This window comes from Vibrio sp. HS-50-1 (assembly GCF_024747315.1).
Classification (GTDB): domain Bacteria; phylum Pseudomonadota; class Gammaproteobacteria; order Enterobacterales; family Vibrionaceae; genus Vibrio; species Vibrio diabolicus.
Window position 1 is genome coordinate 1,173,475 of sequence record NZ_JAMPZF010000048.1, and the last position, 22,360, is coordinate 1,195,834.

A 22,360-nucleotide genomic window follows, 5' to 3' on the forward strand; every position below is an offset into this window, starting at 1 on the left:
TTAGATTAAATATTTTAAAATCTTGAAATCTATTATCCACTTCGAAATTGATTTCAGCTCATTTGGGCAGAAAGAAGCTAGAAGCACTTGCTTATGTTGGGTGAGTAAATGTATGTAAAACCTCAGTACATAAAAACGAACCTAATTTAGGTAAGCTCTTGGCAACTATATGCCACGACTCGAAAAGTAACGCGTGGGTGAATCGCCATAGACCCGACGAAACATCGCGATAAAGTTACTGGGCGTCGAATAACCCAAAGCATGTGCAACCGCTCCTACGGATTCTCCGCGAGCCATCATTTCTAACGAATGTATTAGCAGTGCTTGTTGCCGCCATTCACTAAAACTCATGTTTAACTCACTTCGAATCAATCGTCTTAACGTCCGAGATGAGACTGCCCCGATCTTTGCCCAATGCTCCACAGAATGTTTGCTGTTTGGGTCTATTAAAATCGCTTGAGTAACTTTTTGCAGTCTCGGATCTCTGGGCAGTGGGATGTGGAGTGACTCATGAGGGCTATTGACGATTTCATCGGATATTACGGCGAGAATACGTAAAGACTGTATGGATAGATCGTCTGTTTTGCTCCATATCGATGCTCTAACCGATAGGGCTTTCAACACATCGCTCATTTGGATCACACAAGGTCTCATTGGAAACCGCTCACAGCTCTCTGGAGTAAACAGTAATGAACGACCTTTCAGAGAACCACAAAAATAAACACTGTGCATCGCACCCGGGGGGATCCAACCAGCTCGGTGAGGTGGTAGTATCCACGTTCCTTCATCGGTTTTGACCTGAATTAGCCCTTCATCTATACACAGTAACTGGCCTCGATGATGACTGTGCCAATTATGTGGCCGTTGATCCAAATGGTTGAAGTCGCTCCTTTCATGCTGCCACTCCTTAGCGATCAGTGCGGCTCCATTTTTCCATTCGCTGTAGTCAGAGTTTGTCACTTTATTTACTCAATTCCATTTTGGCCATTATTCATTATTTTCTGTCCTCTTAACGTTACCATAGCAAGTTAGCGTTCGAGTAACATTTTAGCAACGACCATTTTATCGAAGGCAGAACCATCATGAACGAACCTATCTTTATTATCTATTACATTACAGCAGGCTTGGGCATTGGCTTTCTCGCTGGACTCGTTGGTGTGGGTGGTGGTGGAATGGCCGTCCCTATTTTTGCGTTTCTGTTTTCACTACAGGGAATAGCTGATACAGAAGTGGTCCATCTTGCGTTAGGGACATCAATGGCTTCAATGATTATTACAACATTGGGCAGCATGCGCGCTCACTACAAAAAAGAGAATGTAGACTCGACAATGGTAGTAAAAATGTTGAGCGGAGTTCTAGTCGGAACATTTTGCGCCACATTCGTAGCATCGTATCTACAGGGGATCTATCTGGCAGGTTTTTTCAGCGTATTCATGTTGTATGTAGCTTATAAGATGTTTCTCAACACTGAAAATGAGTACAACCCTAACCCACATGGGGCTATCGGTAATATCACTGTAGGCTCTGTGATTGGCTCTGTATCAGCACTTGTCTCAATAAGCGGTGCGGGGTTGATCATCCCCTATCTTGTCCAGCAAAATTTTGAGGTAAAACGAGCTATTGGCACCTCTGCTGCGATAGGTTTCCCTATCGCGCTATCTGGAAGCCTCGGTTACATGTTAAACGGATGGGAAAATACAGATTGGAACAACTTAGTATTAGGATACATATATCTTCCTGCAATGATCAGCTTCTCCATTAGCAGCTACTTAACTACTAGCCTCGGCGTGCGTTGCGCAGAGTATTTCCCAAATAAAGTTCTTAAGAAAATCGTTGGTATTTTGTGTGTTCTTCTGAGTTTTAAAATGCTGGTACAAGTACTTAATTAAGGCAAATAATACCGTCATTAATAGGTCTTGTAATATGGTGTGGGGACAAGCCTGAAAAACTTACTTCTCGCTTTGCTGGTTCAAGCACACAATGTGTAAGAAAGCTCTGCATTGTTGCACTCTTATGACTCTGTTAACCTAGCCAGAATTACATCCAAAATTTGTTGGTGATTATCCTTTCTGGAAACCTCGTCACGCTCCTGGCAAAGTGCTTCCTCCCCTTCTGATGCGAGAATTTTAATGCCACGCTCAGTACATTCTGCGAACGCACTAAACTGACTCGCACTGGGAATCTCTTGAAATGTCACATTGGGAAGAGCAACAAGTGATTCGGCTGGTGTCAGTGCGGGATGTAGCCGATCAGAAAGCGTCACCACGGTGATAGCATTGTTCATCAAGGCCAGAGTTTCAGGGACAAAAGTTTTCGTTAGCTCAGGGTTGATAACGACGACCGATTTCAGTTTGTTTTCAGACTGAAATCGGGGGAATTTTTGATCCGGGATGTTGGTAATATCAACGTTATTTTCACTTAACCAATGACAGTCTATATTGGTGGCGTCATGACATGATGTTCGGTATTTTTCCGGGCTTATTTGCGCTCCGGAGAGCATCAGCATAGATGTCCCGCCCAGAAAAAAGCCGACACCCTGCACTGCATCAGTATCTACGCCTCCGGACAGTATCCCGACCGAACTTAATTCGTTCAGCCCAAGCACCAAATCACTGGTTCTGAATGTGATTTCATCAACAGCCATTTCTGCATTGATTTCGTTTGGTGCAGGAGGCTTTGGTACAACAACGACATAACCTTGTTTCGCTAGGCCCGAAGCTATCCAACCACTATGGGAAAATGCTGACCGTGTTCCGCCCTGCGACAAAAGCACAACGGGAAATTTTCCACTTGCTAACGGGGCATCTAACTGCGTTTCGACTGATTTAAAAATGTTACCCCTACCAAACGTGAAGTTGTTTTTTTCATTCGTTGTGGGATACCAGTAGTAGACTTCTACTGGCTTATCTCTGTCTTCACTGAATACCGTTTTGACTGTTAGCGCAGAATGGTATTTCGGCTCATTCGTACTGGCGCTGACACTGACACACAATGTAGCGAGTAGAAACGACATTATTATTTTGGTTTTCATTTTTACCCCAGCCGATCAATACATTACTCTGCACGGCATCTGGAAAAATAACGCGCAGAAGATTCTCCATATATTTTTTGCGAAACATAACAATAAAGTTACTCGGAGTCGAGTAACCCAAAGCAAGTGTCTGCTTTGAACTGCGCCAGCACTCTCTTGGACAAAAGTTACTTAGAGTAATCACTTAAATTACGAAAATGCGCATAACTTTAGGTATGAGAAAGTCGCTTAGTGAAATGTCCAGTTTCGTAGGTGCGGATCACAATCCGATGCACTACTCGTTGCGCCAACACTGCATTACTCATTGACTGATGCGAGTGGAGACAGACTCATCATTGAGCATGACAAAGATGGTGTGAAACTCTATCGAGGAGAAGCTAACGCTGTGATGACCAACCAGCCATCTGTTGCCAAGCATCAAGAGAACTGGAGACCCAATGTTAATTTGGACTTTTCTACTGTAGATAGCCAAACCCAATACGGAAACAGGGGAAGAATCAACCCTGAAGACCGATATCTTCATGCTAATTATTTCCTAAACCAATTAGAGGCGCCTACGTCCGCTAGAAATGGGATGCTAAAATTAGCCTCTGTCGCATACAACATACCGCATGATGCTAATAACAGAGTAATTGATGGAGAAATGACCGGCTATGCCACTGAATATCAAGTCACCATTGATGTAACCAATGGTGATACTGTATTCCAGTATAAGTGGGGAGACAATTGGTCTCATCAGGAGTGGAATATGTATGAGATCTTAGAAAAAGGCGAAAAGATAAAAGTCGACTTAGACAAGTAAATATAGTGGCAAGTCATAACAACTTGCCGCTAGACACTTATTTACCTGAGAGTTGCTTTGCTGCTTCTCTTAAGTAACCCGGGGCGTGATCATCACGGTCGTTCGGCGAGGTCGCAAAAACGATAGCAACGAAGTCTCGGGCTGGGTCAACGTAAATGCCTTGGTGCATATTACCGTGCTTAAACATAGCGCCATCAGCAAACACTGCATCCCATTGCGCTGAGTTACGCTCTGCCTTCTCACCGAACCAATCAGCTGAGTAGCCTTGCTCAGTCGTGCCTTGATATGCTTCTGGTTGACCTAGCGTCTGAATATTTTTCAGCAGTTCATCACTAATAACCTTAGAGTCTGATACCTTATTCCAGCTTGGGGTATAGATCATCGCATACTTAAGCATGTCTTCTGGTGTTGTACTGTTAAAGCCACCCGCTACCGCAGTACCATTTGCCGCAAGACCCACTGAGTACGGGCCGGCTACACCAACCTTCGACCAAACTTTCTCATTAAACAAATCTACCCATTTTTTGTTGGTCGCTTGCTCAACGGCTAACACTAAAGCTTGAGTAACAGCTGTGGAGTATTGGAATTTATCTCCTGGATTCAGTCCCTCAACCGGCTTAACGGTTTTTAACTTTTCAATCCAAGTATCACCTACAGGGGTAAACAATGAAGAAAAAAACTTTTCAATCCAACTATTTGGATCGGAGAAGGCGGCCGTAGTTTCTTCCAGATCAAGAGCTGTAGACATGTTCAGTGCGTTGCGAACACTCACTTTCTCCCATTCAGTACCCTTTAGCTCTGCCACGTAAGAAGTGATTGGCTTATCTAGGTCCAACACACCTTCTTGTGCAAGCATCATTGCGACTGTACCCACTGTCGTCTTCGAAGTAGACATCCAAATATGCTGATCATTAGGGTTCATACCAGGATACGCTTCATAAACGACTTTACCTTTATGAGCCATCATTACCGCTTGCACACGGCTTTGGTCGCTGTGAACAAACTCATCAAGTGTTTTGGAGGTAGAGCCATCTTTGTATTGGTATGTCAAATTAGAAAGCTGAGGTTTAATATCACGCTCTAAATCTCGTACAGGATGCGTTGGAAGCACGGTATCCACTGGGAAGAAAGAAGAAAAATGCATATTAATATACACGCCATCGTCACCAGCAGCCTGCCAATTTGGCACACTAAAACGATTACGGATTGTTTGAGCTTCTTGAAATGAAAGTGGCTCTTTTGCCTTGGAAATTGGCGTCGTTTGCTCTGTGATACCACTGATATAAAGGTCGCTTGTTGCAAGCGCAGACATTGATGGCAATGCGGCAAAAGCCGTACACAAGGCAATCACTAAAGGTGTTTCTGACATTTTCATTATTTAAAGGTTCCTAGTTTCTATTCATGGTGGCTTTGATCACTACTCCAAAGAATAAAAAAGCATAAGAGGCGAGTATTGTTTCTACTTTACCAATAGCAATGGCAATAGAGTGTGAGTCTATGGTTAATCCTAAGTATTAAGGAACAATATCCCAACTCGTATTCAGAGGACTTGATCATTCAAAAACGGCTTTGTTGCGTAATTAAGTTTAGAGACAGAGCTGCCCCATTTCGTGTATTTCTTAGTCAAGACGATAAGTTTCAGGCATACCTAACCCTGTAAGCTTGTTCAACGCTTTTATCATCGCGTAAGTTTCACCCACCTGTGCATTGTAATTTCTTAAGCTCAGTTGCCCTCCTAGCAACTGTTTAACTCGATACATCAATGTTTCAGAGAGTGAACGTTTGTGATATCTATACCGCTTTTATGAAATTTATCAGCATATTGTGTCGGAGTTAATTCAGGCAGAGAGAGATGAAGAACCCGTATTGCTATTTGATCGCAAACTCTCCTCGACGATACACATTTTTGTTGCACTGACTGGTGTTCAAGATACCAACACTGGAGCCGTACTAATGAGCCAGCTGTTTCAGCGAGTCTAGACAACGCTGATAGTCTCGATAAAACTGTCCCATCGCTATGTGAATATTCTTCATATCTTCACGATAGTGCAGCGTGTTCAAGTCAAAAGCATAGTCATTCAACGAAACTAGCTCCTCTGCGATCTCTATGGGGTTGGCGTCGCGTGGATAGATCGACTCAATGATATCGATAGATGGAATGTCGCTGTCACTCTTGCGCAACTCAATACGCTGTTTCTGTGCTCTCAACAAGTTGGGGTTGCGCTCAAGCAACTGAATATAGGTCGATAGCTTCGAGAGAGTTTGCCGTTTGATGGCATTTAGCTGTTGCGAAATGTAGGCATCATCTAAAGGTGCGTGATTAAGCACTGTGCTTCTCACCTTGCGTCAATCACTGCTGTGCTTTTCTAACAACTCCATTCTCTCCCATATGACCTGCTGCAATTTAGATGCTTTTAATCTAGCAGTATTGAGTGAACGAGTGGATAGCGATTTCTTTATTTCACGCCCATTTGGGAAAAAAGATCGAAATCGGGCGGGAATTTGATAACGGAAGTACCAGATACCTGAAGAAGAACGTTGAGTAAGATAGCGCATGTTTAGTACCACTATTTAGTACCAATCGCTTTCTGAGCTATATTTGTAGGGTAATTACTTGATAAGTAGGGGTAAAGCAGGAGTTGTGATGCTTGCAAGATAAGTCTTCATAGTGTGAACCAACTATCAACGAGTTAAAGGACTACTTGCGACATAAGTTCGCATAACATTGCATCAAAAGTCTGCAAACTTTAACAATAACCCAAATCCAACGTTGTAAAATTACCACACCCCAATTAATCCTCTAGAAGACATAGCGGACAACATAGCGGACATATGTGTAACAAAATTTTGGACATTAATGAGCTACGCTAACCTCCCTAATAATCGGAATTGACATGAGGAAATGTATGGCAAACCTTAGTTGGAACGCTGAATATTTGTCTAAGGCTGTTGGTGGAACGTTTTCCTCCATCGGTTAGGGGTTACCTCATAACGCTCTTTAAATTTATCTCTGAAAATGAGAACTGAGCTAAACCCTGTTTTTGCGACAATCTGTTCAATAGACAAATCTGTAGATTCAAGTAGGTCCTGAGCCAAGTTTAGTCGCTCAGCCGTCAGCCATTCTCCAAATGACATACCTGTAGCTCTATTAAATTTTCTCGTAAAAGTTCGGCGGGTCATCATCACTGAATCTGCTAGCTCATCCAGTGAATATTTTTGATTGATATCACGCCTGATATTGTCCATTAATGCATTGATACGTGAATCAGATGTCGTCACAGGTATAGGTTGATCGATAAACTGAGCTTGCCCACCATCTCTGTATGGAGGCACAACCATTCTTCTTGCTACTCGGTTCGCAATCATACTGCTGTAGTATTTTCGGAAAACATACAGACAGCAATCGATACCTGCGGCAGTACCTGCTGAGGTGATCACCCCGCTATCTTCAACATATAAGGCATTCGTATCGAGCGAAACTTCTGGAAAGCGTTGACTAAAATCCTGTTCTAATTCCCAATGTGTCGCAGCTCGCTTCCCCGCTAATAAGCCAGCATAAGCGAGAACATAACCACCAAGACATAAACCGACAACCAATGCGCCTCGGGCATGAGCACGACAGAGAGCATTGAGCAACTTTTCATTAGGGCGCTCGTCAATTGTTCTCCAATAAGGTACAACGATGATGTCGCAATACTCTAGGAAATCAAGCTGCGCCTCGGTATGAATTTCCATACCGATATCAGATAAAATCGGTCCTTCCTCTCCAGCGACAAATTTAAGCTCGAAAAAAGCTTCATTAAGGGTATCTCTTCCAAACACAATGCTAGGGACAGAAATATGAAACGGGCTAAAGCGATTGAAAACAACAACAGCAACGGAAGGAATTTTATGGTTTTCATTGAGATACATAGTTCGTTTCCAAAGTAAAATGCACAGAGCAATGTTAGTACACTACTCTGTGCGGTTCATAAACGCAGGCCATAGGTTTGCTTTATGACATCAAAACTAGATTATCACTGTTTCACCATCTTCTGGAACAAACACAAAATCGCTAATCATATTTGCAGCTGCGTATTCGCGCATTTCTTGAGTAGTCACCAATACATGGTTAACCGCCCCCATATGAGTCGCAACGATTTTCGCTTTAGGTAGTACTTGGTGTGTTTTTAGTACATCTTCTTTACCCATAATAATAGGACCAAAGCCCAGTACATGCGCCCAACCTGTATTGAGAATAACGACACCTGGTTGTTCTTTTTTCATGGTTTCTTCTACACTTGGGATCCAAATCGTATCACCAACCACATATAACTTTTCTTCATCGGCATGGGAAAAAATCACGCCTGTCACTTCACCCAAAATTTCAGCCATTTGATCATGTTGGAATGCTGCATCAGAGCCATGCTGGCAGACTGTACGTGTAAATGAAATACCGTGATATTCAGTCTCTTCAGAGAAGATTTTAACGTTGGTAAAACCTTGTGATAGAAGAATAGTTTCATCACCTTCGTGCTGTACAAAAATCAATTTATCTTTAGGTATCGCATTCACTGCTGTTTCATCCCAATGGTCTGGGTGAGTATGAGTTAGAAGAACTGCGTCCACATTGATGATGCTTTCAAGAGGCAGAGGCAATTCAACTGTTGGATTGCGTAAGTGTGAATTTGCTGTTCCTTCAAATCCAGGGTAAGTGCCTTTTGGCGCTAACATTGGGTCAATAAGGAATGTTTTACCTGCATAATCGATGACTTGTGTTGCATTGCGAATTTGTGTGATTTTCATAATTGTGCTCCAGTATTGCTGTGTTTTGCTGTAATGGAGTCATTTTATGCAATAGGATAGACGCTCAAAAGTGGCTTAAAGGACACATAAGGATGCTATTGGGACAAAAATTTGTTCTTGGAATTAGTTGTTATTAGATAAATTGAGGGAAACTAATAGAAACCATTTTAGTGTTCAACAACTGACGTAACATTGTTTGGGGCATTTTTGATTTTGACTAATTTGTCCAACAGGCTGTTGGACAATTGGTGTCAGTCGGGGTTTGTTTCTTATTCAGAAACAAATCAGCATCTTTAATTACCTTTTCAACAGTTGCAAATTTTGCAACTGTTCAAGCCCCAAAAGCTAAACGGTTGACCCCCTAGGAATGAAGCTGTTGAGACAATTAAAAACAATACACTAGCTCAGTGGAAAAGTGACTCTGGCTATCACGACCGTTCACTCTCTGAGACGGCAATGAACAAAATCTTGGGGCTAGGTGTACCTGCTAGAAACTGACGGTAAGTTAGGTAGGAGGACTATATCCCTTACCTGATTTGATAAACAACGCCCATTTTAACCAATATTGAACTGGTTAGAAGCTTTTTCGATAATCACTGGGACTTCACAGTCACCGTCTCGAACGAAGAATAGTTCTAGGCACTTTTGATCTAGTTACTTAACCGTATACCGCCCTCTCGTCGCCGTTGATGAGAGGGCTTTTTTACAACCGTTTCACTTCACCAGATCTAATACGCTCGCGTAGTACGGATAAATGGCACGCCATGTTCGTCGTTAATCACTTGAGCCTGAACGTCATAAATGCTCTGCACAAGGTCTGAAGTTAAGATCGCTTTCGGATGACCACTTGCCACCAGATGTCCGTTTTTCAGTACCAACAAGTTATCTGCATATTGCGCAGCCAAATTAAGGTCGTGTAACACCATGATCGTGACATACTCTCGCTCTCGAGTCTGGCTTACCAAATGTTCAAGCAGTACGTGTTGATAGTGAAGGTCGAGCGCACTGACTGGCTCATCCAACATCATGATCTTGGGCTCACGCATTAACGCCTGTGCGAAGAGAATCATTTGCCGTTGACCACCACTGAGCTTGCTCACGTCTTTGTTTGCCAAATGCGAAAGTCCTATCTGGTCTAATATACCCAGCGCTTTATGCAGCGTGTCATTGCCCACTCTCAAGCTCAGCGCGTCTAACTGCCCAAGCAACACAACTTCAATCGCTGTTAGATTCACGTCTAAATTGATGTCTTGTGGCATATAACCAAACTGGCTTCGCCACTGTGAAAGCGAATTATGCGTTAGCGAATTATCACCATAATTGACCTCACCGGACTCCAACTTGATGTCACCAAACAACGCTTTAAGCAGCGTACTTTTACCTGTTCCGTTTGGCCCTAGAATTGCGGTTACTTGACCCGGCTTGAGTTCAAAGTCGATATTTTTAGCCAGGTTTAATGAGCCAATTTGAATGTTAATTTGCTTAGCTGTCAGCATCGTTACCCTCGCTTCGCGATAATCAGCCAAAAGAAGAACGGTACGCCAATAATCGCAGTCACTATTCCGATTGGGAACAACGCACCGGGCACGATCACTTTTGAAAGAACAGACGCAGTCGAAAGAAGAAACGCGCCGATTAGGAATGAAAGAGGTAAGAAGAATCGCTGGTCTTCGCCAACCAACATTTTGGCAATGTTAGGCGCGACAATACCAACAAACCCAATGATGCCAACAAAACTGGTCACCGTTGCTGTCATCAAGGCAACGATAAATAATGTTTTCAAGCGCAGCTTAGCGACGTTAACACCGACACTTTTTGCTCGCTCTTCACCTAAACGCAGGGCAGTTAATTTCCAAGAATCTTTGAGTAACAGAGTAACACCAGCCACCACAACCAACGAGGTGATCAACAAGTTCCCCCACGTGGCTTTCGACAAGCTACCAAACAGCCAAAATAGGATTTGCTGACTTAATTCTGGGGACGAGACAAACTGCACCAACGACAATAGCGACTGAAAAAGAAATAATAATGCAATACCCGCCAGTATTAGCTGACCTGAGCTGATATGGCGCATTGAGGCCAACGCGAAAAGAAAACACGCAGAAAGCATGCAGCAGATGAAGGCACCGAGCGGGACAGCGTAATTACTATCTAAGCCCAATGAACCGAAATAAAGCGTAATTGCAGCACCAAAACCCGCAGCCGCAGCCATACCTAACGTGTAAGGACTTGCCATCGAGTTGTTTAACAACGTCTGCATCTCAGCGCCACCAACCCCGAGCGAACCACCGACAACAATCGCCATAAGTGCAATCGGCAAACGCAAGTTGGTCACAATGACTTGTGTGGAGGCATCAACCTGAAACGGTAAGCCGATAAACTCTAAAATCGCATACAGAACCCGGCTTGCATCCAACATTGATGGCCCTGTCATGATATCGAGCACAAAAGAGATGACCAAAATAAGACAAAAAACACTCAGTACAACAAAGCGTTTCCGCTCATACTTTCTCTGATTTTCAATGGCTTGTAACACAGCTTCGGATTGCATCTAACGTTACCTGATTTCCTAAAGGATAGATTTTCTTTTTCTACTGCATCGCCGCTTGTTCAGTGCAAACCGCGCCGAGTACTAAATTGAGAAAGCATACTAACAAAAATGATAATAATTTGCATAAAGATTAATAAAAAGCTTATTATCGGCAACCAAGATAAGGGATCCAGTGGACACTGGCATATAGAAAAGAGTCTAAGTTACCATGTATAAAACACTACTCAGTTTTGCTGCACTTACTGTCAGTGCTTCGGCATTTGCAGAAATTACCACCGTTACCGACGTACTAGGTCGAGAAGTTACCTTCGACGCACCAGCCAAGCGCGCGGTTGTCGGTTTCTATCCAGAAGACTATATGGCCATTGGTACAGAAGCCGCGTATGACAACGTGGTTGGTATGTCTAAGTACATATGGCAGGCACGCTCTGCAAACTGGGAGCTTTACGTTAAACACAGCCCTTCTCTTGACAAAATTCCTGAAATTGGTCGTGTCGATACCAATACGTTTTCTGCGGAAAAAGTCATTAGTCTAAACCCAGACGTCCTGATGCTCGCTGACTGGCAATACAAAGGCCTTGGCTCAGAAATCGAACGTATCGAAGATGCGGGAATTTCTGTGGTTGTCGTCGATTACAACGCACAAACTTTGGAGCGCCACCTGAAAAGTACACAGCTGATTGGTGTGATCACTGGTCAAGAAGAGCGTGCAGAAAAAATCGCCAATGAATACAAACAAAACCTAGAAATGATCACTCAGCGACTTGAGTCTGCCAACCTAGAAAAACCAAAAGTCTATACCGAGTATGGTGCTGCTGGCGTGAATGAAGTCGGGTATACCTTCGGCAAAAATATGTGGGGTGCGATTGCTACCATGACGGGTGGAGACAATATTTCAGCGCCGTTTGTTGAATGGTGGGGAAAACTCAACCCAGAACAAATTATCGTTGCTAACCCTGATGTGATTGTCATGACGGGGTATGAATCAGGCAGCTCTGATGATGCAATGGTGATGGGGCAAGGGGTCGATGAGGCACTTGCGAAGCAGCGTTTAGCCGGATTTAAACAGCGCATTGGCTGGTCATCTATTGCAGCGGTTAAGAACAATCGCATGTATGCGGCTTACCACGGCGCTTGTCGTACTATTCTCGATGGCGCGATGCTGCAGTTCTACGCTAAAGCAATGTACCCAGAACAGTTTAAAGACTTAGATCCAAAGCAAGCCTACTTAGATTTCTACGCTAAATACTTGCCAGTCACGCCAAGTGGTTCTTTTGTCACGCAGCTGTAGTCTGTTTTGAAATATGTCAGGTTGAACTTATATCAACCTGACTTTACCGTATGTACATTTTTATGATTTATAAAGCAAAAAAAGGACTCTAACGGGAATCCTTGACATTATCAGGCGTTATTGCCTTACGCTTTCTTTGGTAGAGAGTACTCACATGAGTACTCGTACGGCCAATTCACATCACTATGCCGTTTCTTTTATTTTACTCGATTAGCTGTTGAACGCTTTCGAAATACAGTTCAGGCACCCTATATTCGGTCGTATACATTGGACTCATTTCGTATTACTAAAACTTGGCCAATATCCTTTTTCCAAAATATTAACTATATCTGCGCTGAAAAGGAATGGGGCAGAATTGAGTTAGCCAACACGCCTTCCCATCTGACTGCATCACGACAGTGCAATAGCTTGCTCTTATGGGAGTGCTGAACTGCTCGCTGACTAATGAAGTCAGCAAGTCAAAGTAGGAAAATGAGACTTCGTAAACGCCGTAAAGTAATGCGTTGGGCTAATCTTACGGTTTGTTTTTCTCAGCGTTTTTAGGTAGCAACGGAGTTCTTTCATGAGCAATGGTCCAATCATCGTATCCCCCGAAAGCAGCGTTCAGAGGCTTCAACGAGTCGAGTTGCAGGCAACAGGTATCTACGATGAGAAGTGGTTACAGCAACTTATCTTTGCTAACGCTGACCTATTACCCTTTTATGAGATTGATGCGGACTATATCGGTGCGGTACCAGTGTGTATGGAGCTTGCCACTAAGTCGGGTCGAGTGGACTGCATCTATGTGACGCCATCGGGCCGATTGGTCATCGCGGAAACCAAACTCTATCGTAATCCTCAATCTCGTAGAGAAGTGATTGGACAGATACTCGATTACGCTAAAGACTTGATGAATTGGAGCTACGACGAACTTGATACTAAGGTTTGTGCAATTAATGGTGGTCTGTCGCTTTTTGAATTGGTTAAGGCGGATGGCCATGAAGTATTAGAAGCCTCATTCATTGATACGGTCCAGCGAAACCTCTCAAAAGGCCGCTTCTTATTATTGGTAGTGGGCGATGGTATTCGAGAGGGGGCTTTTGAGATAAAGGACTTTCTTAATACGTATGCATCAATGGAGTTTTCTTTTGCCATGGTTGAGGTGCAGATCTTCCACATGCCAGGCGAACAACTGCTCGTGAATCCTCAAGTGATGCGCAAAACTGAAATTACTGAGCGCCGAGTGATTTCGATTAATCAAGTAAGTAGTGAAGTTACTGAGAAACTGGAATCCACCAACGAGCAAAATGAATCAGTCACAAACAAAGGTTCTAGTCAATCCTATGAGTATTGGAGTGCATTGCTTAATTATCTTGAGCTTGATGACACTAGTGTAAGGTTACCAACCCCTTCGACTAAGGGGCACTTATGGTTCGAGTTACCACCAAGGGCACACAATAGTTGGATAACAACTTACCGCTCTAAACCCAATGAGGTGGGTGTCTTTGTGAGATTCAGAAATGACGCACTTGGGCAATACTTGTTTGAGTACCTGTATGCTAGGCGAGAGTCATTGATGCCACTATTGCCGGAGGACTCTGAATTTGTCCCAGAGAAGCTAAAAATCTCGCTACCTGTAATAACTCTTGACTGGCAGAACGAAGAGTCTTGGAAAGAAGCGTTTGATTTCTACCAGTTGCGTTTAAATCAAATTTACCCCATCGTTAAACCTTTGCTGCTGCAAGCGCTCAATGCGTATGAAAATTAACGGCGTTTAAAAGCATAAGATGATAGTCCTCCGACTTACCAGACACTACACAGACAAGGAAAAGTAGGTCAAACCCACTCACTGTGATTTGTGAGATTGAGCGTCACAGGCACGGGAAGGAGCAAAGGTGTGTTGCAGTTCTTAAATGGGGAAGTGTTTTTCCTCATATTCCTTAACCAATGCAGCTAGCCTTTCAAGTTTACAAATTAGTCTTATATCTGCTCTATCGAAAGGTATTGAGGTTACTTACCTTGGCGAGATTTTTTAAAGTGCTCAATACCGCGTTGTATGCGACATTCAACACTTGTGCTGTTTCCCTAACTCCAGAGCTATTCATTGACATATCGACAATTCTTTCTTTTACATCTGGCTTGCGGGCTTCGTAAACTTAATCGAGTTGAAAGCCCTTTCGACACTCGATACAGCTGAAACGAGGAAAGCCAGAATGCCCTTTTCCATGTTCACGGACGGGCTCTGTTTTATTACAGAAACGACATTGAACTTGGATAGTAGCCATGAGTTAAAAACATCAGAAATCAGGTGGCTATATTAACATCTATCAACCAATTTGAGTCATGACCAATGAAAGGATAGTTAGGTTTCTATTGCGTAAATTATCGGTAAGAATAGTGCATATAACAGGCAATAAGCCAGGTGTGTAGAATTATTCTATTTTAGGGATTTTGCTCTAAATCTGAATGAATCTTTGCATTTCAATTTCAATAAAGCTTGGTTATTGATCATGTTTCTTAGTATGCGAATCATTATCAATTATGCATATAACTGCTCATTGTCTAGTTTGATTTGTGTAACGTCACTGCAGCACGTATTGAGCGTACTACGCTGATTGTCTGTGTTTTCGTGTTGACAGTTTGGTACTAGGTAAAATCAACAAGACTATGATTTCAAGGAACATTTTATGTTAAAGAAACTACTAAGTTGTTGTATCACCTCCGCGCTCTGTTTTCATTCTTCTCTCGCTTTTTCGCAACCCAATGAGATTGCGGACAGTGCAGAGTTACAACAAGCTCCCGACACATTGCCTGCCACTTTGATGCTTGCACCGGACGACATCGCCATTGCAGATCGCTATATAGTGGTATTTCAACAGCCGCAAATGATGGCGAGCAGCTCACCGGAATTCGAGCAATTCACGCAACAGTCTGTAGACCGCATGTCCAGTTTGTATTCGATAAAAGTGGAGTCGGTTTTTGACCACTCGATAAGTGGATTTGTCGCTAACTTGAGTCCTGAGCAACTAAAAGATCTGCGTTCTGATCCTCGTGTGGACTACATTGAGCAAGACAGAATCCTATCGCTTGACCCAATAGTCTCGGCAGACGCAAATCAAACCAATGCCATTTGGGGACTAGACCGAATCGACCAACGAAACTTGCCACTCGATAATAACTACAGTGCCAACTTTGATGGGACTGGGGTAACGGCTTATGTTATCGATACTGGTGTGAATAACGCGCATGTTGAGTTCGGTGGTCGCTCGGTTTCTGGGTATGACTTTGTCGACAACGATGCAGATGCAAGTGACTGTAATGGACACGGCACACACGTGGCGGGCACCATTGGCGGCAGCTTGTATGGTGTTGCGAAAAACGTCAACCTTGTCGGGGTAAGAGTATTGAGCTGTAGCGGATCGGGGTCTACGTCTGGTGTTATCGCCGGCGTGGATTGGGTGGCTGCGAACGCTTCCGGACCTTCAGTCGCCAATATGAGTTTAGGTGGCGGTCAATCTGTCGCTCTCGATAGTGCGGTGCAAAGTGCGGTTCAATCAGGTGTCAGCTTTATGCTAGCAGCAGGTAACTCGAATGCTGATGCTTGTAACTACTCTCCAGCGCGCGTTGCTACTGGTGTAACTGTCGGCTCGACCACCAGCACGGATGCACGTTCGAGTTTTTCAAACTGGGGCAGTTGTGTGGACGTATTTGCGCCAGGCTCACAAATCAAATCTGCGTGGTATGACGGTGGTTACAAAACCATTAGTGGTACTTCGATGGCGACGCCACATGTGGCGGGTGTAGCAGCACTGTATCTTCAAGAAAACAGTTCGCTGTCGCCAAGCCAAGTAGAGGCCTTGATCGTTAGCCGCGCAAGTACCGGAAAGGTGACGGACACAAGAGGCAGCGTGAACAAGCTACTTTATAGCTTAACGGATGCTGATTGTGGCCAAGACTGTGGTGGCCCAGATCCAACACCGGATCCAGAAGGCAAGTTAACCTCGGGTGTGCCAGTGAGCGGTTTAAGTGGCTCAATCGGTCAAGTAGCGTATTACTATGTTGATGTAGAAGCTGGGCAGCGCTTAACCGTACAAATGTATGGTGGCAGCGGTGATGCGGACTTGTATCTCCGTTTTGGTGCAAAACCAGCACTGAACGCATGGGACTGCCGACCTTTCAAATACGGTAACAATGAGACATGTACGGTCAGCACGACACAAAGTGGACGTTATCACGTCATGATTCAAGGTTACTCAAACTATAGCGGTGTCAGCATTCAAGCTAACTACTAGTTGTTATTCTCGTTACTAAAAGAGAACAAAGCCCGCTTTTCGGTGGGCTTTGCTTTCGGGAATACTGAGTTTAATAGGTGGCGTTCGATGCTATTCAAACGCACCGGCCTTTTTCTTCAAGAACTCAACTCGAAACGGCATCGAAGCTTTCTATTAGTAGTATATAGTAGTACCCGCATAAGTCGGGTCCTCCAAGTCGTGTACATCAAATAGGATGCGAACTTAATCTCCTCGAGCTAACTCTTTCTCCATCATAAATCTTGGCATGATGGCAAACCCAAGATGATTCAAAACAAATTCTTTACTGTAACCGCGGTTCTCACTTGCAATTTTAGGCTGTGAGACAAACGCGTGACCTGACCTTGTCTGTTGGTCATCGTGAACGATATGGTGGCTAATCCGAGAAGATTGTATCCACTCAAAACTCAGACCCTATACTGCACATGTTGATGGGCTGGCAACGGTAACATTGGATGAAATGGGCCTTGAACCACGGCAAGATCATTATAAATGGGAACTATTAGGCAAAGAGGAGCAAACGAGGTAAATTGGAATGGGGCAAATTCGTGTTACCAGTGGCGTCAGTCGTGACTCTGCACGCATGACCAAAAGTATGGAAAAACTCTATATACGTGGCCAGTTTTAGTTAATCACTACAAGATGTCTGGAACATCTTGACCAGAATAGTGGCCCCTAACTGGCTTAAGGTTTTAGCTTGAGTTTATCTTGGTAGGGTCATAGGGGGCGGTGTGTGTCTGGATTCTAAAAGCCGACCAGATTTCAGCGTGGTTTGATAGGTATCTACTGAAGAAAGACAAAGGGTAGACGTGATTGTGAAGCTCTAATATCGGTCTTTAGCATGATAAAAGCGAATAGCCAAATAAAATGGTTCTCGCTTTTTTAATCAATTGCCACGTTCAATTCGAGATAAAAATTACCCAGTAAACTCTTCAGAATCGGGACGATTGGTAAACTGCACACCATTTAAGAAGTCGCACAGCAGTTGGTCTTCACACTGTTTGTAGTTTTTGTTGTTTGGCTTGCGGAAATACGCACCAATTTCGTATTTACTTAAACTAATACCAACCACTTCTAATACGTCCAACGCATCTTCTGCTTTCATGTCTAGCGCAATGCGCAGCTTCATGAGAATCATGTTGTTGGTCAACGTGACTTCTGGCTTAGGTTGCTCGCCGTCTTTTTTTCCTCGCTTGAGGTTAATAAAGCCATTTAAGAATACCGCTAGCTCTTGATCCTTCATCTTAACGCAAGATTTGTCGCTTTCATCTTTTAACCAGTTTGCCACTTTATCGTGAGCCACAGTGACTTCGGCTTGCCCGAAAGCTTTCATTATCTGCGCGTTTTTAAGGTTTAACGCGTGTTGGATACGACGTAAAATTTCGTTGTTAGTCACTAGGGATTCCTAAAATGAGTTCTAAGGGAGAATAAAAATCCATCAATGACATGCGATCTGTGGGTGTTTTTATTCAATAGCGTAGTTGACGGTGACTCTAACAGAGAACACGTTTCTTCGGTAGGTTAAAAAATAGAAATAAGACGACCTATTCGAACTAGTTGGCTAAGTTGGTAAGACCCCACTTTCATAGACACTATGCTGATTAGAAAAAGTAGGTCAAACCACCTCACTGTTATTTGTGAGGTAGAAGGTTACTGGCAAGGAATGGGGCAAAAACGTTACAAACCATACAGACACGCCACTGATATAAGTGTTCTAGTCCTTTTCTATTAAATTATTAATAACTAAGTATATTGTAAAGAGAGTTGTGGTCAGTTAGCACGAGCAGTAGACTTGTGCTAGCCAGGGCGCCTGACATTGGGAGAGCACTAAACATAAACCTTGGATTCTGCTACCGTAAAGCCCATATTTAATTTGAGAGAGATGGATAATGAACGACAGTTGGGCTAACTTCTTTCCGTACTTTGCTGGCGCTTTTAAGCTTATTGTACTAGGTATTGGAGCCTACTTAGCTATTAAATGGCATTTTGATGAAGAGCGAAGAGTAAGGGAGGCCGAAGGCGTGGTATTCGATAAACCAAGCTTCAAGAAAAAGTTCGCAATGATGCTAACCTTCCCATTCCTTTTAGGTCTTCTAGTCCTTCTCGTTATTTATGCAACTAACTGGTTTCTCTACTGACGGAATTTATTGATACGATCAATGTTTAAGCTCTCAACGGGTTTGGAGCAAAAAAGAGTCAGCCTAACGGTCTGGCTCTTTTGATGAAAACACATGGTATCGTGGGATAACTAGGGAAGCTGTGGCAGGTTACACTCACTTACTCCTTAGGCAGGTGACCAGTTTCCTTCGAAAGCATTTGCATCGCCTCGGCAAACGTTGTTGTCCCGCCTTTAGCTTTAACCTGTATTACCTTATACCCCATTTTTTCCAACGCTTGGCGCTCTGCCAAAACAGCTTTGTCATCTTGCTGACTCCCTTGAGCTGGCTGATGAATGTAACATCCCTCTAATTTACCATCTTCGACCAATTGGTGGTGTTTCAGTGCATCGATATCAAAATTCATAATAAGTCTTTTCATTAAAAGTGGGAGTTTCTGTGGCTAGTTACATACGCTTCAAAGGCTTCACGACACTATCTAAGCCTTCAATTTTGAGCGCTAAACACAGCTTGAGCAAATCCCCTAGCTCGCCACTTGGCCAGCCCTTTTTATCGAACCACAATAGGTATTCTTCAGGTAGGTCGATTAACACTCGCCCTGCATATTTTCCAAATGGCATTTGCACTCTAGCGAGTTTAATGAGGTTTTCTTTTTCTAACATAAGTGACAAAGATTTGAGGTAACTCGTCCAAGAATATCACTGCCGCCCCCTCCTCACCAGTAAATAGCACTCACGTTTATTTTGGCGGCCTTGACTCGCTTTGTGCTAGAGTACGCGGCATAAAAAATGAGAACGAGAAAGCAATGAAGTCACCTTGTCGAGCAACATGTAAAAATAACGCCGGAATATGCTCTGGTTGTCACCGAACGATGGATGAAATCATCCAATGGAAAGACAAAACAGATCACCAACGAAACACGATTATCGAACAAATCGCAGGAGAAGATTCAACGCACAATTGTCCTGAATGCGGGACTCAAGCCCATTGTGATATCGCCGCAGGCAAAGAAACCTGTTGGTGCTTTACTATTGAAACCCGTGATTTACCCAAGCCAAGCGCCAACCAGCTGTGTTTGTGCCGAAAATGTCTAGAAAAAAAGCCAGTCGCATAATACGACTGGCTTACTGTTCTGCGTTTTCTGACTGGTGTTTATTTAGCGGTTAAAGCGGGTGCTTCAAACTTAATGCCTTCCCAACCTGTCACCATAAAATTACGAATATTCTGGTGATCGTTATTCTCTGGATGCTGCAATACATCTTCACGATAAAAGCGACCAAAGCAGGCTAGCGTCGCTTCTTTGTCTAGGTTGTTTAGCAAACCGAAAGCGAAGATCTTACACGAACCGTTGTTCTCGCCTGCATTGTTTTGTGTCTCACCATTAACAAAAGCGGTTGGCTCAAACGTATAGTTATCTTCGATCACCGCCATCGTGGCTTCAAATTCGACCTGCTCTGGTGACGCTGCCAATAAATCTAAAAACGATTTTAATTCCATTATTCCTCTATCCCTACTTCATCATTTTGATGACACATTAGTTTCATAAAAAGCCAATATAAGAGTCATCAATCATACATATATTCAGAGCCTTACCAAATCACACGTCATTCAGCGTTCCATCATTCCAGTGCGGAAATGGACAGCAGCATAAAACCCATGCTGATTGACAACGTATCGGATTGATAAGGAGATATCATGATCACCCCTTTAAAGGCAATCGGTGCACTCGCATTGTCATCACTTGCCATCGCGTGTTCATCACAACCCGAAGATACCGTGGCTTCATTCGCTACACAATGCAAACCTACCACTGCGCCCGTTGCTGGGGAAACTTCAATTCAAGGGTTAACGTTTATCGGGACATCCGTTGCTGATGCCCCATTCGACACATCGGCAGCTGAAATCGTCAGTTATGACGCTTGTACGGATAAGCTCTATGTGGTCAATGCTGAAGCAAAACGTGTCGATGTACTTTCTATGGATGACAACGGCGTACCAACGCAAACCGCATTCATTGATCTCAACAGCGCTGGCGAAGCAGCTGGCGTTGAAATTGGCGCTGCAAACAGTGTCGCTGTATTCAATGGTTTGGTCGCGGTTGCGATTGAAAACAGTAATAAACAAGCGAATGGTATTGTTGGTTTGTACCGCTCCGACGATTTGTCATTAGTCACGACGTTCCCAACAGGCGCATTGCCAGACATGGTGGGCTTCTCGAAAGATGGCCGATACATCGCAACCGCTAATGAGGGCGAACCAAACAGCGATTACAGCGTCGATCCTGAAGGTAGCGTCACTTTGATCGACCTGAGCCTTGGTGTTACTCAAGCAGAAGTGTCACAAATTGGCTTTAACGAGTTTGATGGCTCACGAAAAGCAGAGCTTCCAATGAATGTACGTATTTCGGGGCCAAACGCCACCATCGCACAAGATCTAGAGCCTGAATACCTCACTTTTGCAGATAACGGTAAAATCTATGTCGCGCTACAAGAAAATAACGCCATGGCAATCGTCAATCCAGTGAGCAAATCGGTAGAAAAAATTGTTGGCTTAGGTGAGAAGTCTTGGTCGGACGCTAAACTCGATGCATCTAACAAAGACAAAATTATTGGAAACTTGAAAAGCTACCCACAACTGGTTGGCTTATTTATGCCTGACACGATCGACAGCTACTCAGTGGATGGGAGTACTTACATCGTATCTGCAAATGAAGGCGACGGGCGTGAGTACGGATTCAAAACCACTCAAGAACTGTGCGACAAAGCAGGCTTTATGTGGGATGAGGACGATTTCCTTGGTACAGATGAATACACATCCGAGCAAGGGACCTGTCTAAGCCATGTTGATGAAGTGCGCGGTAAGAAGCTGAAAGTAGCAGCAGAACACCCATTGGCAGAAGCACTAAAAGACAACAAACAACTCGCGCGTTTAAAAGTGATTAAGCCGGAACAAGCGCTTTCTGCACAAGATAATGTTCAAGCATTTGGCGCGCGTTCATTCTCGATTTGGGATGAAAACGGCAAGTTGGTCTTCGATAGTGGTGACGATTTTGCGACTATCGCGCTGCTGAATGAAGGTAAAAACTTCAACAGTACCAACGATAACAATCACAGTGGCGATGACCGAAGTGATGATAAAGGCATTGAGCCAGAGGCGATTGAAGTAGCACAAATTAACGGCCGCCATTACGCGTTTATCGGCTTGGAGCGCCAAGGCGGTATTATGATTTATGACATTACCGATCCGAAACAAGTGCAGTTCCTACATTACGTAAACCGTCGTGATTACAATCAGCCAGTGTGCACAGAAGTCGAAGATGGTGAATGCGCGAACGGCACATACAATCCAAAAGCAGGCGATTTAGGCCCAGAATCCATTAATTACTTTACTCGCAATGGTGGTCATTTTATCGCTGTTGGCAATGAAGTATCTGGCACGACATCCGTCTTCCGAATTAACCTATAAAGCAATGTAAAAGTCATTTAGAAACACAA

At 43.7% G+C, this 22,360-nt stretch carries 21 protein-coding genes and 3 pseudogenes; 8 read left to right on the top strand and 16 right to left on the bottom strand.

The features are described from left to right. Positions 1 to 165: 165 nt before the first annotated feature. The gene (locus NDJ01_RS24460; protein ID WP_053808952.1) at positions 166 to 960 is read right to left on the bottom strand and encodes a helix-turn-helix transcriptional regulator; all 795 of its coding nucleotides are present in this window, start codon (positions 958 to 960) and stop codon (positions 166 to 168) included. Positions 961 to 1,082: 122 nt separating this feature from the next. Between NDJ01_RS24460 and NDJ01_RS24465 the strand changes: the two genes are divergently transcribed. Continuing rightward, positions 1,083 to 1,889 carry a sulfite exporter TauE/SafE family protein gene (locus tag NDJ01_RS24465; protein WP_006742023.1) on the top strand — a complete coding sequence of 269 codons (807 nt, stop codon included), beginning with the start codon at positions 1,083 to 1,085 and terminating at the stop codon, positions 1,887 to 1,889. A 122-nt stretch (positions 1,890 to 2,011) separates the two neighbouring features. On the opposite strand, the gene NDJ01_RS24470 is transcribed toward NDJ01_RS24465, so the two are convergent. Next, positions 2,012 to 3,013, bottom strand: coding sequence for a hypothetical protein (locus NDJ01_RS24470; protein WP_258587553.1), 1,002 nt, complete (start codon positions 3,011 to 3,013; stop codon positions 2,012 to 2,014). Between the two features lie 304 nt (positions 3,014 to 3,317). Here NDJ01_RS24470 and NDJ01_RS24475 point away from each other — a divergent pair. Then, positions 3,318 to 3,833, top strand: a pseudogene (locus tag NDJ01_RS24475) (linear amide C-N hydrolase); the annotation flags it as partial. A gap of 37 nt (positions 3,834 to 3,870) precedes the next feature. On the opposite strand, the gene NDJ01_RS24480 reads toward NDJ01_RS24475, so the two are convergent. The 8 genes and pseudogenes from NDJ01_RS24480 to NDJ01_RS24515 form a co-directional block, all read right to left on the bottom strand. Beyond that, positions 3,871 to 5,208 carry a serine hydrolase gene (locus NDJ01_RS24480; protein ID WP_065646940.1) on the bottom strand — a complete coding sequence of 446 codons (1,338 nt, stop codon included), beginning with the start codon at positions 5,206 to 5,208 and terminating at the stop codon, positions 3,871 to 3,873. 244 nt (positions 5,209 to 5,452) lie between these two features. After that, positions 5,453 to 5,635, bottom strand: a pseudogene (locus NDJ01_RS24485) (IS5/IS1182 family transposase); the annotation flags it as partial. A 148-nt stretch (positions 5,636 to 5,783) separates the two neighbouring features. After that, the gene (locus NDJ01_RS24490; protein ID WP_053808948.1) at positions 5,784 to 6,161 is read right to left on the bottom strand and encodes a hypothetical protein; all 378 of its coding nucleotides are present in this window, start codon (positions 6,159 to 6,161) and stop codon (positions 5,784 to 5,786) included. A gap of 18 nt (positions 6,162 to 6,179) precedes the next feature. Continuing rightward, the gene (locus NDJ01_RS24805) at positions 6,180 to 6,389 is read right to left on the bottom strand and encodes a DUF6538 domain-containing protein (protein ID WP_368043220.1); all 210 of its coding nucleotides are present in this window, start codon (positions 6,387 to 6,389) and stop codon (positions 6,180 to 6,182) included. 384 nt (positions 6,390 to 6,773) lie between these two features. Continuing rightward, entirely contained in the window at positions 6,774 to 7,745 is a 972-nt protein-coding gene (locus tag NDJ01_RS24495; protein ID WP_065771895.1) for a GlxA family transcriptional regulator, read from the bottom strand. 96 nt (positions 7,746 to 7,841) lie between these two features. Then, positions 7,842 to 8,618 carry an MBL fold metallo-hydrolase gene (locus NDJ01_RS24500; protein WP_031817663.1) on the bottom strand — a complete coding sequence of 259 codons (777 nt, stop codon included), beginning with the start codon at positions 8,616 to 8,618 and terminating at the stop codon, positions 7,842 to 7,844. Between the two features lie 728 nt (positions 8,619 to 9,346). After that, a complete protein-coding gene (locus tag NDJ01_RS24510) occupies positions 9,347 to 10,114 on the bottom strand; it encodes an ABC transporter ATP-binding protein (protein ID WP_053807789.1) in 768 nt (255 codons plus the stop codon). A 2-nt stretch (positions 10,115 to 10,116) separates the two neighbouring features. Beyond that, positions 10,117 to 11,169, bottom strand: coding sequence for an iron ABC transporter permease (locus NDJ01_RS24515; protein WP_053807790.1), 1,053 nt, complete (start codon positions 11,167 to 11,169; stop codon positions 10,117 to 10,119). A gap of 208 nt (positions 11,170 to 11,377) precedes the next feature. Here NDJ01_RS24515 and NDJ01_RS24520 point away from each other — a divergent pair, with 208 nt between their 5' ends. Next, positions 11,378 to 12,460, top strand: coding sequence for an ABC transporter substrate-binding protein (locus NDJ01_RS24520; protein ID WP_053807791.1), 1,083 nt, complete (start codon positions 11,378 to 11,380; stop codon positions 12,458 to 12,460). Between the two features lie 562 nt (positions 12,461 to 13,022). After that, complete coding sequence (locus NDJ01_RS24525) at positions 13,023 to 14,207, top strand: hypothetical protein (protein WP_053807792.1); 1,185 nt, start codon at positions 13,023 to 13,025, stop codon at positions 14,205 to 14,207. A gap of 223 nt (positions 14,208 to 14,430) precedes the next feature. Here the strand turns inward: NDJ01_RS24525 and NDJ01_RS24810 are convergent. After that, positions 14,431 to 14,580: pseudogene (locus tag NDJ01_RS24810) on the bottom strand (IS1-like element transposase); the annotation flags it as partial. A 15-nt stretch (positions 14,581 to 14,595) separates the two neighbouring features. Continuing rightward, complete coding sequence (locus NDJ01_RS24815) at positions 14,596 to 14,724, bottom strand: IS1 family transposase (RefSeq protein ID WP_371131087.1); 129 nt, start codon at positions 14,722 to 14,724, stop codon at positions 14,596 to 14,598. Positions 14,725 to 15,126: 402 nt separating this feature from the next. Between NDJ01_RS24815 and NDJ01_RS24535 the strand changes: the two genes are divergently transcribed. Beyond that, entirely contained in the window at positions 15,127 to 16,731 is a 1,605-nt protein-coding gene (locus NDJ01_RS24535; protein ID WP_258587554.1) for a S8 family peptidase, read from the top strand. A gap of 934 nt (positions 16,732 to 17,665) precedes the next feature. On the opposite strand, the gene NDJ01_RS24540 is transcribed toward NDJ01_RS24535, so the two are convergent. Then, entirely contained in the window at positions 17,666 to 18,145 is a 480-nt protein-coding gene (locus NDJ01_RS24540; RefSeq protein ID WP_053807794.1) for a DUF1456 family protein, read from the bottom strand. A 493-nt stretch (positions 18,146 to 18,638) separates the two neighbouring features. Here NDJ01_RS24540 and NDJ01_RS24545 point away from each other — a divergent pair, with 493 nt between their 5' ends. After that, complete coding sequence (locus tag NDJ01_RS24545; protein ID WP_046873682.1) at positions 18,639 to 18,887, top strand: hypothetical protein; 249 nt, start codon at positions 18,639 to 18,641, stop codon at positions 18,885 to 18,887. A gap of 139 nt (positions 18,888 to 19,026) precedes the next feature. On the opposite strand, the gene NDJ01_RS24550 is transcribed toward NDJ01_RS24545, so the two are convergent. Continuing rightward, on the bottom strand, positions 19,027 to 19,272 hold the full coding sequence (locus tag NDJ01_RS24550) for a hypothetical protein (protein WP_258587555.1): 246 nt from the start codon (positions 19,270 to 19,272) through the stop codon (positions 19,027 to 19,029). Positions 19,273 to 19,312: 40 nt separating this feature from the next. Next, positions 19,313 to 19,528 (bottom strand): DUF3820 family protein, encoded by a 216-nt coding sequence (locus NDJ01_RS24555; protein WP_005391112.1) that lies wholly within the window; start codon positions 19,526 to 19,528, stop codon positions 19,313 to 19,315. Positions 19,529 to 19,671: 143 nt separating this feature from the next. Here NDJ01_RS24555 and NDJ01_RS24560 point away from each other — a divergent pair, with 143 nt between their 5' ends. Next, complete coding sequence (locus NDJ01_RS24560) at positions 19,672 to 19,980, top strand: cysteine-rich CWC family protein (protein ID WP_258587556.1); 309 nt, start codon at positions 19,672 to 19,674, stop codon at positions 19,978 to 19,980. A gap of 38 nt (positions 19,981 to 20,018) precedes the next feature. Here the strand turns inward: NDJ01_RS24560 and NDJ01_RS24565 are convergent, their stop codons facing one another. After that, complete coding sequence (locus NDJ01_RS24565; protein WP_053807797.1) at positions 20,019 to 20,363, bottom strand: HopJ type III effector protein; 345 nt, start codon at positions 20,361 to 20,363, stop codon at positions 20,019 to 20,021. 198 nt (positions 20,364 to 20,561) lie between these two features. Here NDJ01_RS24565 and NDJ01_RS24570 point away from each other — a divergent pair, with 198 nt between their 5' ends. Then, positions 20,562 to 22,331, top strand: coding sequence for a choice-of-anchor I family protein (locus NDJ01_RS24570; RefSeq protein WP_258587557.1), 1,770 nt, complete (start codon positions 20,562 to 20,564; stop codon positions 22,329 to 22,331). Positions 22,332 to 22,360 lie beyond the last annotated feature (29 nt).